This window comes from Pseudomonas sp. RA_5y_Pfl1_P24, from assembly GCF_963970945.1.
GTDB lineage: Bacteria > Pseudomonadota > Gammaproteobacteria > Pseudomonadales > Pseudomonadaceae > Aquipseudomonas > Aquipseudomonas tritici.
Genome location: NZ_CAXAOJ010000007.1, coordinates 294,936 through 309,518 on the forward strand (window position 1 = coordinate 294,936; position 14,583 = coordinate 309,518).

Annotated in this window: 15 protein-coding genes; 5 read left to right on the forward strand and 10 right to left on the reverse strand. The window is 61.8% G+C overall.

Annotated elements, in window-relative coordinates:
- Positions 1-46 precede the first annotated feature (46 nt).
- The 7 genes from AACY30_RS14265 to cbiE all read right to left on the reverse strand — a co-directional run bounded on the left by AACY30_RS14265 (position 47) and on the right by cbiE (position 4,206).
- Positions 47-448 (reverse strand): DUF2946 domain-containing protein, encoded by a 402-nt coding sequence (locus tag AACY30_RS14265; RefSeq protein ID WP_339471527.1) that lies wholly within the window; start codon positions 446-448, stop codon positions 47-49.
- Positions 449-459: 11 nt separating this feature from the next.
- A complete protein-coding gene (locus AACY30_RS14270) occupies positions 460-942 on the reverse strand; it encodes a copper chaperone PCu(A)C (protein ID WP_339471528.1) in 483 nt (160 codons plus the stop codon).
- A gap of 45 nt (positions 943-987) precedes the next feature.
- Positions 988-1,383 (reverse strand): DUF2946 domain-containing protein, encoded by a 396-nt coding sequence (locus AACY30_RS14275; protein WP_339540515.1) that lies wholly within the window; start codon positions 1,381-1,383, stop codon positions 988-990.
- A 276-nt stretch (positions 1,384-1,659) separates the two neighbouring features.
- A complete protein-coding gene (locus AACY30_RS14280) occupies positions 1,660-1,983 on the reverse strand; it encodes a helix-turn-helix domain-containing transcriptional regulator (RefSeq protein WP_339471530.1) in 324 nt (107 codons plus the stop codon).
- Between the two features lie 5 nt (positions 1,984-1,988).
- Positions 1,989-2,222, reverse strand: coding sequence for a type II toxin-antitoxin system RelE/ParE family toxin (locus tag AACY30_RS14285; protein WP_339540516.1), 234 nt, complete (start codon positions 2,220-2,222; stop codon positions 1,989-1,991).
- Between the two features lie 56 nt (positions 2,223-2,278).
- On the reverse strand, positions 2,279-3,004 hold the full coding sequence (locus tag AACY30_RS14290; RefSeq protein ID WP_339471531.1) for a cobalt-precorrin-6A reductase: 726 nt from the start codon (positions 3,002-3,004) through the stop codon (positions 2,279-2,281).
- Positions 3,001-4,206 (reverse strand): precorrin-6y C5,15-methyltransferase (decarboxylating) subunit CbiE, encoded by a 1,206-nt coding sequence (cbiE, locus tag AACY30_RS14295; RefSeq protein WP_339540517.1) that lies wholly within the window; start codon positions 4,204-4,206, stop codon positions 3,001-3,003. Before cbiE ends, AACY30_RS14290 begins: the two co-directional genes overlap by 4 nt.
- 38 nt (positions 4,207-4,244) lie before the next feature.
- Between cbiE and cobG the strand changes: the two genes are divergently transcribed.
- The 5 genes from cobG (at position 4,245) to AACY30_RS14320 (ending at position 9,594) form a co-directional block, all read left to right on the forward strand.
- The gene (gene cobG / locus AACY30_RS14300) at positions 4,245-5,591 is read left to right on the forward strand and encodes a precorrin-3B synthase (protein WP_339540518.1); all 1,347 of its coding nucleotides are present in this window, start codon (positions 4,245-4,247) and stop codon (positions 5,589-5,591) included.
- Positions 5,584-6,210 carry a precorrin-8X methylmutase gene (locus tag AACY30_RS14305; protein ID WP_065874298.1) on the forward strand — a complete coding sequence of 209 codons (627 nt, stop codon included), beginning with the start codon at positions 5,584-5,586 and terminating at the stop codon, positions 6,208-6,210. The genes cobG and AACY30_RS14305 overlap by 8 nt, the downstream gene beginning before the upstream one ends.
- Positions 6,210-6,941 carry a precorrin-2 C(20)-methyltransferase gene (locus AACY30_RS14310; RefSeq protein WP_339540519.1) on the forward strand — a complete coding sequence of 244 codons (732 nt, stop codon included), beginning with the start codon at positions 6,210-6,212 and terminating at the stop codon, positions 6,939-6,941. Before AACY30_RS14305 ends, AACY30_RS14310 begins: the two co-directional genes overlap by 1 nt.
- On the forward strand, positions 6,941-8,578 hold the full coding sequence (gene cobJ, locus AACY30_RS14315; RefSeq protein WP_339540520.1) for a precorrin-3B C(17)-methyltransferase: 1,638 nt from the start codon (positions 6,941-6,943) through the stop codon (positions 8,576-8,578). The genes AACY30_RS14310 and cobJ overlap by 1 nt, the downstream gene beginning before the upstream one ends.
- Before the next feature lie 236 nt (positions 8,579-8,814).
- Positions 8,815-9,594, forward strand: a complete 780-nt coding sequence (locus AACY30_RS14320; protein ID WP_339471536.1) for a hypothetical protein — start codon at positions 8,815-8,817, stop codon at positions 9,592-9,594.
- Here the strand turns inward: AACY30_RS14320 and AACY30_RS14325 are convergent.
- The 3 genes from AACY30_RS14325 to purD all read right to left on the reverse strand — a co-directional run bounded on the left by AACY30_RS14325 (position 9,591) and on the right by purD (position 14,469).
- Complete coding sequence (locus AACY30_RS14325; RefSeq protein WP_003171467.1) at positions 9,591-10,187, reverse strand: MarC family protein; 597 nt, start codon at positions 10,185-10,187, stop codon at positions 9,591-9,593. The two genes, AACY30_RS14320 and AACY30_RS14325, sit on opposite strands and share 4 nt — an antisense overlap.
- A gap of 103 nt (positions 10,188-10,290) precedes the next feature.
- Positions 10,291-13,062, reverse strand: coding sequence for a hybrid sensor histidine kinase/response regulator (locus AACY30_RS14330; RefSeq protein ID WP_339471537.1), 2,772 nt, complete (start codon positions 13,060-13,062; stop codon positions 10,291-10,293).
- A gap of 114 nt (positions 13,063-13,176) precedes the next feature.
- Positions 13,177-14,469, reverse strand: a complete 1,293-nt coding sequence (gene purD, locus AACY30_RS14335) for a phosphoribosylamine--glycine ligase (RefSeq protein ID WP_339415755.1) — start codon at positions 14,467-14,469, stop codon at positions 13,177-13,179.
- Positions 14,470-14,583 lie beyond the last annotated feature (114 nt).

Below are 14,583 nucleotides of genomic sequence, written 5' to 3' on the forward strand. Positions count from 1 at the left end.
GCTGTCTGTCTAAAGTCGGCCGGGGTGAAGTAACGGTGTGAAGTGCTTACGAAGCGATGGGCGGCGCGCGGCTGCGGGCGCCGGGGAAGATGCTCTGCCGGGCGTGGCCCAGGCGCGTTGCGGGGACGAGGGCGTTGGCTGGCGGCGGTGTGCCTAGGGTGACGTGAGAAACGCTGCCGGGCAGGGCGGGGCAGCTGAAGAGCAGGTCGCAATAGCCGCACTTTGCCCAGAGTGCGTGGTGTTCTTCAGGGGCCGTTTTGTGATGGGAATCGCCATGGTCGCCTGGCATGTCCATCGACATGCTCATCGACATACCGGCGTGATGATCCATCGGCATCGCTTGGGAAATCAGCGGACCGATAAAGATCATCAGCATGGCGAACAGGCTGATCCAACTGCCGCGCATTACGCGGTGGCGTGGAGACAGCCTGGCGCGAGGGGCGCCCATCTGGAGTCTGCCTATTGGGCGTGTTTATGCGCGTGTGTGGCCATTGGTGGCACTTTCTGTACCGACACTTGCACCTCGACCTTGCCGGCCTTTTCGAAGGTCAGGGTCAGCGGGAATTGCTTGCCGTCGGCCAACAGGCTGCGATCCTTAAGGCCCAGTAGCATCACGTGATACGCCATCGGCGCAAAGGTCAGCTCGCCCTTGGCGGGGACGGCGACGCTGGGCACCTGCTGCATCTTCATCAAGTCGCCCTGCATCACATGCTCATGCAGCTCGGCCTTGTCGGCCACCGGTGTCTCGACGCTGAGCAGACGGTCCGGGGTCACTCCGGTGTTATGAATCACGAAATACGCCGCGACAGTCGGCGCGTTGGGCGGCAACTCCTGGGACCAGGGGTCGCTGACCAGCAAGTCGCCGGCCGTGTAGTCATCGGCATTGGCAGCACTGAACACCGGCAGCAACAACGCGGCCAGAAGCAGGGAAGATTTAAGCATGGCAGTTCTCCAGAACGGTTCTAAACGCAGTTCACTTGCGAAGGATCAGACCGTTGGAGACGCGCGGGGGTTGAGGCTCGGCCATTGCTGGCGCGGGGTAGGGTATTGCAGCTGGGGCGGCGGCAGGCTTTGCACCGCCTCGAACCGCGTGACATACAACTGCGGCACATGCCCCGGCAACGCCACCAACGGCGCCGAGCCCGAGCAACACCAGCAATGCTGCATGGCGGAGTGATCGTCCTGTTGCGGCGCCTGAATTTCCAGCTTGCCCAGGGCGATGGTCTTCAGGCTGGCACCATTGGAGGAGCAGAAACTGCCCCACATCAAGCGTTTGATCGGATCGTCTGATTGCTGCATCGCGCTGACCATCGGCATGGCAAAGGCGTTGAACAGCACTGCCAGGCAGGCGATCCAGGCGATTGCAAAGCGTTGACGGGCCATGGCGGATAATCCGTAGGGTTAAACGATCAGGGGGATATTTAGCCTGATCGGTGGGGATAAGTAAAAAGTGTGGGTGTGGTTTGGTGTCGCAGTGACTGGTTACAGGATAGACGGGAACCACGGATTGCCAATTTTTGCAGATTAGGCGCGATGCTCAAGGCACTGCGCAAACCAGTGGGAGCTTGCTTGCCTGTGATGGCATCGGGATCTGCGCATTTTTTAATGGCTTAAGAGCAATCTGTAGCGTCGACACAATGGGTGACGTAGAGTCGCAAATTATGCAGTGCGAACTCCGTGGACCTGCATATCAACACCCAGGGCTTTTCTAATCACCGCAAAAATTGCCGCGAGGTTATCCATGCTTGGATTGCCACTGGCCGACAGCATTCGGTGCAGGCTTTTACTCGGTTTGGCCGTTTCTTTCGCAAGGCCTTCAAAGCCTACTGTGGCGTTGACCAGATCACGCAGAATGACACGTGAAACTTCCGGCTCACCATTGAGAAACAACGTAGCAGCCTCATCAAGGAGAGCCTGGGCAAATTCAGGGTCGCGCTGAGCACGTTCGGCGATGGTGTGTTTGTAGCTGCGGGTGAGCGCCATGTCGGTTACCTCTGTTGTTTCAATTTCTTGTCACGCTGATGTTCATTGATCAGCGACTTCACGACTTTGATATCGCGTTTTTGACTGGACTTGTCGCCACCACCGAAAAGGATGATTAATCGGTGGGCTTCTTGTATCAGATAGATTCGCAGGCCTGGTCCCCAGTCGATGCGGTATTCGCCCAACCCATCGAACGGGCTGGACTGGTTATCGCGTCGGTATTCTTCAATCTCAATCATTAGCCGTCCTGAAGGTAACAAATAGGTTACTAATCAAGCAAGCGAGCGATCCTGACTTACTGAATGAAATTTGCCAACGCGATGAGGGTTTCATCAGGCGACAGGAATTCCCGATCTACTTGAGCCAGCACGGGCCGCTTCAACACCAGTACCGGTACTCCGCGCTCCCGCGCCACTTCCAGCTTCGGCTCGGTCGCGGTGCTGCCGCTGTTCTTGCTGATCAACACATCGATCTGCCGTCGCTCAAACAACGCCCGTTCGTCTTCGATCAAAAACGGCCCACGCGCCCCGATCACTTCACACCGCTCATTGCCCGGATACACATCCAGCGCGCGCAGCGTCCAGAACTGGTCCTGCGGGATTTCATCGAGGTGTTGCAGCGGTTCGCGACCCACGGTGAAAAGGGGGCGCTTGAAGGGCTTCAACGCTTCGATCAATTCGGTCCAATCACTGACCTCACGCCAATCATCCCCCGCCTGCGGCCGCCACGCCGGTCGGCGCAGGGCCCAACACGGTACACCGCACACCTTTGCAGCCTCGGCGGCATTGCGGCTGATCTGCGCGGCATACGGATGGGTCGCATCGAGCATCAGGCTAATCCCCTCATCCCGAACAAACTTCGCCAAACCTTCAGCGCCACCGTAACCGCCGACCCGCACTTGGCAGGTCAGGTCAGTAGGCACGCGGCCAACGCCGGCCAAACTGTAGATATGCTCCGGGCCCAAGGTACGTGCAATGGCCAGCGCTTCAGTCACGCCGCCCAGCAGCAGGATGCGTTTCATCGCGGCTTGACCACTTCCAGCAAGGTGATCGGCAACGCCTGGCGCCACGTATCGAATTCCCCCAGCGGCTGAGCCTGAGCGACATGGATGCGCGTCAGTTCGCCGCCATGCTGGACGCGCCAGTTCATCAAGGTCATTTCACTTTGCAGGGTCACTGCGTTGGCGACCAACCGGCCGCCAGGACGCAGGTGTTGCCAGCAGGTGTCGAGCACGCCTTCGCGAGTAACGCCGCCGCCGATGAAGATGGCGTCCGGTGCTTCCAGGTCGAGCAACGCATCGGGGGCCTTGCCGCGAATCAGTTGCAGGCCGGGCACGCCAAGGGCGTCGCGGTTGTGTTCGATCAGGCCTTGGCGATCCTCGTCGGCTTCAATCGCCAGCGCACGGCAACTCGGGTGTGCACGCATCCATTCAATCCCGATGGAGCCGCTGCCCGCGCCCACATCCCACAGTAATTCGCCGGGCATCGGCGCAAGGCGGGCGAGGGTCATGGCGCGGACATCGCGTTTGGTCAGTTGGCCGTCGTGTTTGAACGCCGAATCCGGCAGGCCGGCGAGGCGCGACAGGCGGCGTGTGTCGTCAGACACCAGGCAGTCGATGGCGACGAGATTCAAATCGGCGACCGAGGTGTGCTCCCACGACTGCGCCAGCCCGTCGATACGCCGCTCATTCGCGCCGCCCAGGTGTTCAAACACAGACAAACGGCTAGGGCCGAATCCGGACTCACTCAGCAACGAGGCAATCAACGCAGGGCTGCGCCCGTCATTGCTCAACACCAACACGCGCACACCACTGGCCAGGTGCGCCTTCAACGCCGCCAACGGCCGCGCCACCACGGATAGCGTCACCACCTCCTGCAACGGCCAACCCAACCGCGCCGCCGCCAACGATACCGACGAAGGCGCTGGCAAAATCAGCAGCTCATCCGCCGTTACCTGTCGCGCCAAACTCGCCCCCACGCCGTAAAACATCGGGTCGCCACTGGCCAGCACACACACAGGCTCGCCGCGCCGCGCCAGCACAGGCTCCAGCGAGAACGGACTCGGCCACATTTCGCGCTCGCCACGAATACACACCGGCAACAGGTCCAACTGGCGTTGACCCCCTATAATCCGCGAGGCGCGCAACAGGGCATGCCGGGCATTCCTGCCCAGCCCTTTGAAGCCGTCTTCACCGATGCCTACAACCGTCAGCCAGGGCGACATATGAATTCCTTGAACGACATCCGACGGGCAGGCTTTTCATGCCGCCGGACAAAGCAGGCATAATACCGCGCCTTTACCCGCGAACCGGTAGCCCCGTGAACCAGACGCCCGCTGTGAATACCTTGCGCCCCTCGGCTTGTCCGGGGTTGCTGCGTATTGTCCAGGCGCTGGACGGCGGCATTTGCCGGATCAAATTGGCTGGCGGATCAATCACCGCAGCGCAAGCCCACGCGGTGGCCGACGCGGCGCAGGCCTATGCGGGTGGGGTGATCGAGGCGACCAACCGCGCCAACCTACAGATTCGCGGGATCGGCGCCGAGCAGGACGCGTTGATTGCCATGCTCCTGTCCGCCGATCTCGGCCCGAGCAACGCAGCCGGCGACGATGTGCGCAACCTGATGCTCAGCCCCAGCGCCGGTATCGACCCGCAGATGCTGTTCGACACCCGCCCGCTGGCCGATCAGATCCTCGCCACCCTGCAAAACCACCGACGTTTCCATGAGCTGTCGGCCAAGTTCGCTGTGCAGTTGGATGGCGCAGAGGCCCTGGCGATGCTCGAACATCACCATGACCTGTGGCTTTCGGCGTTTGTACGCGATGGTGAGACGCTGCTCGCGTTCGGCCTGGCCGGTTGCCCGGGGCTGGATGCGCCGCTGGCGGCAGTGCCTCTGACGCAAGGCCACGCGCTGGTGGTGGCCGTGCTGGAAGTATTTTTAGACCTTGCTACCCCAGAGCAGACCCGAATGCGCCATCTGCCTGTGGATACTTTGCTGAGCCGTCTAACTCTGCCGCTGCTGCCAGTCGACAGCTTCTATCGCCGGCCCAGCGGCGCTTTGCTGCACCTCGGCACTTATCCACAGGATCAAAAAAATCAGTTCTACGTCGCCGCCATCGCACCCCTGGGTCGCCTGGATTCGACGATGCTCAACGGCGCCGCGCAACTCGCCAGCGAGTACGGCGACGGCACCTTGCGATTCACCCCCTGGCAGGGTGTGCTACTGCCCTACGTCGAAAAACCTCACGCCGTGACCGAACGCCTGGCGCAGTTGGGCTTTCTCTGCTCCATCGACCAACCCCTGGCGCGCATGACCGCCTGCACCGGTTCCAGGGGGTGCGGCAAAGCCCTGGCCGACACCAAGGCTGATGCGGTGCAACTCGCCGCTCTGAAACCTGATCACGACGTGCACCTGTCCGGCTGCCCACGTTCCTGCGCCGCCGCGCACGTCGCGCCGGTGACATTGCTGGCCGTGAGCCCCGGCCACTACGACCTCTATTTCCGCGAAGCAGCCCATCCCGGTTTCGGCCGGCTGCACGCGCGCAACCTTTCCATTGAAGCGACGGGCGCCTTGCTGCGCGCTCGCCCACGGAGCAACACCGATGATTGATTACATCCGCGACGGTCAGGAGATCTATCGCAACTCCTTCGCCATTATTCGCGCGGAAGCCAAGTTGGACCGCATCCCGGCCGACCTGGAAAAACTCGCGGTGCGCGTGATTCATGCCTGCGGCATGGTCGATGCCATCGACGGCCTGCAGTTCTCCGAAGGCGCAGGCAAGGCCGGGCGCGATGCGTTGGCCGCTGGCGCGCCGATTCTGTGTGATGCGCGGATGGTGTCCGAAGGCGTGACCCGCACACGCCTGCCGGCTAACAATCAAGTGATCTGCACCCTGCGTGACGACAGCGTGCCGGAGCTGGCACGGGCGTTGGGCAACACCCGTTCCGCTGCCGCCCTGGAACTCTGGCGCCCGCACTTGGAAGGCAGCGTGGTGGTGATCGGCAACGCGCCGACCGCGTTGTTCTACCTGCTGGAAATGCTCGATGCTGGCGCACCGAAACCGGCGTTGATCCTCGGCTTCCCGGTAGGTTTCGTGGGCGCCGCTGAATCCAAGGCGATGCTGGCCGCCGACAGCCGCGGCGTGCCATTCGTGATCATGCAGGGCCGCCTGGGCGGCAGTGCGATGGCCGCCGCAGCGGTGAATGCCCTGGCCACGGAGGTCGAATAATGCAGGCACGCGGACGTTTGATCGGCTTGGGCGTTGGCCCCGGTGATCCCGAACTGATCACCCTCAAGGCGCTGCGCCTGCTGCGCGAATCGCCTGTCGTGGCGTACTTCGTGGCCAAGGGCAAGAAGGGCAACGCCTTCGGCATCATCGAAGATCACCTGGTGCCGCAGCAGACCCTGATGCCGCTGGTGTACCCGGTGACCACCGAAGCGCTGCCGGCGCCGATGTCCTACGAGCAAGTGATCAGCGATTTCTACGACGCCGCCAGTGCCGACGTCGCCACGCATTTGGACGCTGGCCGCGATGTGGCGGTGATCTGCGAAGGCGACCCGTTCTTCTACGGCTCCTACATGTACCTGCACGACCGTCTCGCCGAACGCTACGAAGCGCAAGTCATCCCAGGGGTGTGCTCGATGCTAGGTGGCGCCTCGGTGCTGGGGGCGCCGTTGGTGTATCGCAACCAGAGCCTGTCGGTGTTGTCAGGCGTGTTGCCACATGACGACCTCAAGCGTCGCCTGGCGGATGCCGACGCGGCGGTGATCATGAAGCTGGGCCGTAACTTCCCCAAAGTGCGTCAGGTGCTCGCAGAACTCGGCCTGGCCGGGCGTGCGCTGTATGTGGAGCGCGCGACCATGGCCAACCAGAAAATCGTGCCGTTGGACCAGGTGGAGCCGATGTCGTCGCCGTACTTTTCGCTGATCATCGTGCCTGGCGAACGGTGGCAAGGTTGATGCGCCCGGCGATTGTCATCCTGGGGCAGGGCAGCCTGGCCACTGCGCGCCAGATCCAGCAGGTTTACCCTGGCGCAATGATCCACGGCTTGGCCGCACGTGTTGAAGGGGCTGACCAGGCCTATAGCGAGTTTGGCGCGACCCTGCGCCAGCTCTATCAACAAGGCACGCCGCTGATTGCCCTGTGCGCCGCCGGCATCGTCATTCGCACCCTGGCGCCATTACTGCTGGAAAAAGGCGAAGAACCTGCCGTGCTGGCCGTGGCCGAAGACGGCAGTGCTGTAGTGCCGTTGCTCGGTGGCCTTGGCGGGGTGAATATCATGGCCCGCGAAATCGCCGCTGCCTTGAACGTTGCCGCTGCAATCACCACCAGTGGTGAGTTGCGTTTCGGCACTTGCCTGCTCAATCCGCCCGCGGGGTATGAACTGGCGGATCTTGAGCTGGGTAAGCGTTTTGTCTCGGACCTGCTGGCCGGCGAAAGCGTGCGCATCGAAGGCGCGGCGCCTTGGCTGGCGCAGGCCAACTTGCCGCAGGATCAACAGGCGCGTCTGGCGATTCATGTGGGCAGCGCCGAGCGCACGCCGGCGGCCAATGAGTTGCTGATCTATCCGAAGAATGTATGTGTGACCTGCAAGCCAGGCGCTCAGTTGGGTGAGCGTGTGCGCAGGGCATTGCATGAGGCGGGTATCGCCGTGCAATCCCTGGCCTGCTTGCTGGCCAGTGATACGCAGATGGCCGAAGCATCGTTGCATGAAGCGGCTCTGGAGCTCGGCGTACCGCTGCGGTTTGCCAGCGTTACCCAGAACGCCGATATCCTCATCAACGTTGCCGAGCAACCGCTGGACTTGGCGCAAATCGGTCGCCCCCGTGGCCGACTGGCCGTGATCGGCCTGGGCCCTGGAGCTGCCGAATTGATGGTGCCGGCGGTGAAAGCCGAACTGGCGCGTTGCACCGACGTGCTTGGCTACGAAACCTACGTGCGCATGGCCGGGCCGTTCCGCGACGATCAGGTGCAGCACTGCACCGACAACCGCGAAGAAATGCAGCGTGCGCGCCACGCCTTCGAGTTGGCCGCGCAGGGCCGTTCGGTGGTGGTGGTGTCGTCCGGCGACCCTGGCGTATTTGCCATGGCCGCCGCGGTAATCGAGGCCTTGCACGAGTCCAGCGACCCGGCCTGGCATCAGGTCGACCTGGAAATCCTGCCCGGCGTCTCGGCCTCCCTGGCCACCGCCGCCCAGGCCGGTGCGCCGTTGGGCCATGACTTCTGCGTGATGTCGCTGTCGGACAACCTAAAACCCTGGTCGATCATCGAAAAGCGCCTGGACCTGGCGTCCCAGGCCGATCTCGCCCTGGCGTTCTACAACCCGATTTCCCGTTCGCGGCCGTGGCAACTGGGGCGTGCCCTGGAAATCGTCGCGCTGCATCGCACGCCGCACACGCCGGTGGTGCTGGGCCGCGATATTGGCCGTCCGGGGCAGACCTTGCGTGTCACCACGTTGGGGCAACTGACGCCGGACCAAGTGGACATGCGCACCATGGTGCTGATCGGCTCGTCCACCACCTGCACATTCCCCCGTGCCGGTGGCGGTGAATGGGTATACACACCGCGCTGGTACGGCGAGAAACCTGCCTGCTGAAAACGGCCCGCAGGTTGCCGGAAAGCTCCGAATGATCCAGGGATTTTCCTGGCGTTGTTCGGGGCTTTTTCTTTTTTTTGCGACGACGTCTGGAAACTCACCCGTTACGCCGCGCGATTGCTGGACGCGGTGGTTTGACGAGGTGCGTCAAGGGATGTTTGTCGTCTGGCAAGCCCGTCGGTGGGTGGACTAGGGTGGACATAAGCCCCGAATTGGGGTGCTTGTGGAGAATCAAAATGGAGCGACATCACAGAAGGATCAACAGTACAAAAAGGCGCAAATTGATTGCTGCCTACAAACTGCCGGGAGCGCCAGGAACGCTGAAGGCATTGCCGCTGGACACTAGGGACGATTTCAACGCGGCGGTGGTCAACAACAGCGTGATTTCGTTTGCCGATGGCCTGTCGGGCCTGAACCGGGAATACATTCGCAAGAGCTATCTGCTGGCCAGCAGCTACGTCAGCGATGTGTTGAAAATCCAGCGCGGTACCGAGGTCTGGTACGAGGAATTTATCAAGGTGATGGTCGGTTTGGGCTGGCTGCCGGTGCGCAGCCGTTTCGAGCGGGTCTCACGTTCGGGCAAGGGGCTGACCGTGCAGTTGGCGGTGTTGAATATCATCGGCGCCATGTTGGCGTCGACGTCATTGTCGGCAGCGTTGCTCGCGGCTTTGCCTAAATTGGCCGCCGATGCATTGGAGGCATTGAAGCAGACGCCTGCGAATTTCGAGCTGTTCAAACGCAACAGCGCGGTACACCAAGGCGGTGATTTCGGCCTGGCGTCCTGTGCCGAAACAGAGGGTGAATTGATGATGGTGCTGGTGACCTACAGCACCCAAAGCGTGAGTAAACAGGTAGGGCTGCCATTCCTGGAGTGGGACAGTTCTTCGTTCGAGGCCTTCAGCGGGCAGACGTGCCTGGTGCTGAATACCTCGGTGGTCAACGAAAAGACTCTCCAATTGATGCGCGAGAGCGCGGGTGACAAGGTGCAACTGGCGATCGCCAAGTACCGGATCTAGGGCACCAGGTAGCCGCGCACCCCGGTAAAGATGATTTGCGCGGCCAAGGCGCACACAAACAACCCCATCAACCGACTGACAATCTGCAAGCCCTGGTCACCGAGGATGCGTTCGATACGGTTGGACAGGTACAGCACCACGCCGACCGTGAGGCTGGCCAGGGCGATGCTGAGGATGGCGGTGAGCTTGTCATCCCAGTGCGGCTGGCTCACACCCATCACCAACAGTGCGCCAATGGTGCCGGGGCCGACGGTGAGGGGAATGGTCAGCGGTACGATGGTCACGTCCTGCTGCACGTTGTCGGTCTGCACAGCCGATTTGCCTTGGGCCATGCCCAGGGCCGAGATAAACAGCACACTGCCGGCGCCGATGCGGAAGGCGTCGACGGTGATGCCGAACACGCTGAAAATCACCCGGCCGAACAGGTAGAGCAACACGCTCGAGACCAGGGTCGCCAGCGCCACTTTCCAGGCCAAGCGCCGCCGCTCTTTGCTGGAGTAGCCGCGAGTGAGGCTGATAAAGCAGGACAGCACGAAGAACGGGCTGTAAAGCACCAGCATTTTCAGGTAGACGCTGAATAACACGTGGAGCATGTGAGTGGCTCGCGGGCGGAAAAAGTGTTGAGAGTCTATCAGGCGACAGAGACCAAATGTGGGAGCGAGCAAGCCCGCGCCTACATGGGGACTGCATTACAAGTCAGGAGGGCGCGTGCTCTGGACGCTGCTGACGCTGCGCCACCCAAAACTCCACCAACTCACGCAACTGCGACAACTCCACCGGCTTGGCCATGTGCCCGTCCATACCAGCCTGGCGTGCGCGCTCTTTATGTTCCGAAAGGATATGCGCCGTCAGCGCCACCACGGGTGTGCGAATGCGCTGGTGGCTGACTTCCCACGCACGCAGTTGCTGAGTCGCCGAGAAGCCATCGAGGATTGGCATTTCGCAGTCCATCAACACCAGGTCATAACGCTGGGCTTTCATCGCCTCCAGCGCTTCTTCGCCGTTGCTGGCGGTGTCCGGGTTGAGGTTGAGCTTACCGAGCATGCCACGGATCACTTTGGTGGAAATGCTGTTGTCTTCGGCCACCAGGATGCGGAAATCGCTGGGTACGGTGACGGCGGCTGGTGCGTTGAGTACCGCGCGCGGTTGCACGTTGCCCTTGCTGCGCTGGGTCAGTTCATCCGCCAAGGTCGTCTTGAGTGTGTAACCGGCGACAGGCTTGGCGAGGATACGTTTGATCCCGCAATTGCGTGCGATGATCTTGCTCGGCGCATTGCTGATGCCGGTGAGCATGATCAGCAGGATGTCGTGGTTCAGGCTTGGGTCTTCCTTGATCTTCGCCGCCAGTTGCATGCCGGTCATGCCGGGCATGTTCTGGTCCAGCAGCACCACGTCGAAGTAGTCACGCAGGTGCGCCTTGGTGCGCAGTAACGCCAGGGCTTCCTTGCCCGATGGCACGGCGCTGACGTTAAGGCCCCAGGCCGAGCATTGCTGCACCAGCACTTTGCGGCAGGTGTCGTTGTCGTCCACCACCAGCACCCGCGCGCCTTTGAGCGGGCCGTCGAGGTCGGAGGTCGGGTGTTCCAGGCGTTCCGGGTCCAGCGGCAAGGTCAGCCACAGGGTGCTGCCCTGATGGCTGCCGCTCTTGATGCCGAACTCGCCGTTCATCAGCAGGATCAACTGGCGGGCGATAACCAGGCCCAAGTGGCCGTTCAAGCGGGTGGCCGAGAAGAAATTCTTGCTGTGCAGTTCGCTGTGCAGCAGGGCGTCGCGCTCGGCCGCTTCCATCGGCAGGCCGCTGTCCTGGACGGCAATGCGCAGGCGTGGCGTGGTGCTGCGGTCGTCCAGGGCAACCACGATCAGCACTTCGCCTTCGTCGGTTTTTTGCAGGGCATTTTCCAGCAGGCTCAACATGGCCTGACGCAGGCGCGTTGGGTCCCCGCTGATCACGCGGGGCACCTGGGGCTGGATAAAGCTGATCAGTTCGACGTTCTGCTGTTCCGCCTTGGCGCGGAAGATGCTCAGGCAATCTTCGATCAGCGCGTTGAGGTCGAACTGCACGTCGTCCAGTTCGATCTGGCCGGACTCCAGCTTGGAGATGTCGAGGATTTCGTTGATCAGGGTAAGCAGTTCATTACCCGCGCTGTGGATGGTTTGCACGTAGTCGCGCTGTTTCACCGACAGCGGCGTGCCCAGCAGCAGCTCGGTCATGCCTAGCACGCCGTTCATAGGGGTACGGATTTCGTGGCTGATCTTGGCCAGGAACTCGGCCTTGGCGGCGATCTCGGCATTGCTCGCTGCCAGGTCGCGACTGAGGCTGAAACGTGCCTCGACAAGCGCGCGCTGGCGTTCGCCCAACGCCAGGCTCATCAACAAGCCGCTGAGGCAGATGAACGCCAGCAGCGTGACGATCAGGCCCTGGGGCGAAATCATCGTCAGGCCAAGCAGCGCCGGCAGGATGATCAGCGTACCGATGTTGAATACCACCATTGCCGCCACGAACAAGCGTGCCGGGCGGTAGCCTTTCTGCCAGTGATAGGCCGAGATAAACAGCATGCTCAAGCCAGCCAGGGCCACCAGCGCGTACGTGATGATGTTCAGCGGCAGGGTGTTGACGAACAACAGCAGCAGGCCGCACAGCACGATGACCAGAATGTCGGCCATCAACAGCTTGTTCAGTGGATGTGGGCCCAGAGGCATGAAGAAACGGTAGGCAAACATCAGCCCGCAGGGCGCGGTCAGCAGCAACGCCAGGTAGGCGCCCGGTGTCTGGATTGCATGCCAGTTCGGCAGCCATGGGCCCATCAGGTTCAGCAATAGCGCCAGGCTGAGCATCAACAGCGCTTCGCAGGCCGCCAGCCACAGGCTGCTGCGCGAGCGGTGGTAGGCGAAGCGTGTGAGGTTGTGCAGGATCAGCATCAGCAGGCAGCCGAACAATAGGCCGTAGATCAGCGTCTGGGTCTGGTCGGCGGCGGCGAGCACAGCCGGTTCCAGGGTGATATACGGGCGCAGTTCGTGCTCCGAGACCAGGCGCAGGTAAACCTCTAACGGTTTCTGGCTCTGGGGCATCGGCAGCATGAAGTCGCTGCTGGGCAACGGCCGCTCAGTCTGGGGCTGGCGCGTGCCGGTGCTCTGTTGTTCCACCAGAGTATCGCCGTCCAGTACATAGAGGTTCAGGTGGGACAAGTCCGGGGCAAATACCCGCAGCACTTGCTCGTGCTTGCCGGGTTGCAACTTAAAACGTATCCACAGCGCGCCGTTCGGTTGCGCAGCGCTAATGCGGTCCAGTTCGATGGGGCTGAATTGATTGGTGTAGCGTGGGGAGCGGATGTCGCTCAGCTGCAGGTCGGCCTGTTCATCAAGCAATACTGCCCAGCCACTGCCTTGCGCGGCGGCCTGGGCCGGGAGCAGGCAGAGCAGCGTCAGCAGGCTGACAGTAAAACCTATGGCGATCCTGAGCCAGCGCACGGCGAAATCCCTTCGTAGGTTGAGGCACGGCGTAACTATGCGCGGGGAGGCCTGTATACGGCAAGGGCCTGAGGCCCTTGCCTAGCCGAACGGATAGCTACTGACGTCGGCTGCTTAGCTGTTTTCGCCACGTTCGCGGGCGATGGCGCGGTAGCCGATGTCCTTGCGGTAGAAGCAGCCTTTCCAATCGATCTTCGCGGCCAGCTTGTACGCTTGTTGCTGCGCAGCGTCGACACTGGCGCCCATGGCGGTGGCGCACAACACACGGCCACCGGCGGTCACGACCTGACCATCCTTCAGCGCGGTGCCCGCATGGAACACCTTGCCTTCCAGTGTCGCGGCAGCGTCGAGGCCTTCGATGACGTCGCCCTTGGCGTAGTCGGCAGGGTAACCACCGGCCGCCAGCACAATGCCAACGCTGGGACGTGGGTCCCACTGCGCTTCAACCTTGTCCAGGGCCTGGGCCAGAGCCGCTTCCACCAACAGCACCAGGCTCGATTGCAGGCGCAGCATCACCGGTTGGGTTTCCGGGTCGCCAAAGCGGCAGTTGAACTCGATGACTTTCGGGTTACCGGCTTTATCAATCATCAAACCGGCGTACAGGAAACCGGTGTAGACATTGCCCTCATCGGCCATGCCACGCACGGTTGGCCAGATCACCAGGTCCATCACGCGCTTGTGCACGTCGGCGGTGACGACCGGGGCAGGGGAGTAGGCGCCCATGCCGCCGGTGTTCGGGCCGCTGTCGCCGTCGCCGACGCGTTTATGGTCCTGGCTGGTGGCCATCGGCAATACGTTCTTGCCGTCTACCATCACGATAAAGCTGGCTTCTTCGCCGTCGAGGAACTCCTCGATCACCACGCGGGAACCTGCGTCACCGAAAGCGTTACCGGCGAGCATATCGCGCACGGCGTCTTCGGCTTCTTGCAGGGTCATGGCGACGATCACGCCTTTACCAGCGGCCAGGCCATCGGCCTTGATCACGATTGGCGCACCTTTTTCACGCAGGTAAGCCAGGGCCGGCTCGATCTCGGTGAAGTTCTGGTAGTCGGCGGTCGGGATCTTGTGGCGCGCCAGGAAATCCTTGGTGAACGCCTTGGAGCCTTCCAGCTGGGCAGCGCCGGCGGTTGGGCCGAAGCAGTCCAGGCCACGGCTGCGGAACAGGTCCACCACGCCGGCAACCAATGGGACTTCCGGACCGACGATGGTCAGGGACACATTCTTTTCAGCAAAGTCGGCCAGTTGCTCAAGGGCGAGCACGTCGATAGCAACGTTCTCGCACTTGGCTTCAATGGCGGTGCCGGCGTTGCCGGGTGCAACGAACACTTTCTGGACGCGCGGGTCCTGGGCAACTTTCCAGGCCAGGGCGTGTTCACGGCCACCGCTGCCAATGATAAGGACGTTCAAGTCAGACTCCTTCGGAGGAAGTTACAAGCTGCAAGCTACAAGTTAAAAGCAATCTGCATTGCTCTGAAGTGCAGCATGCGACTTTGAATTTTAGAGGCTGCAAGCAAGATCAAA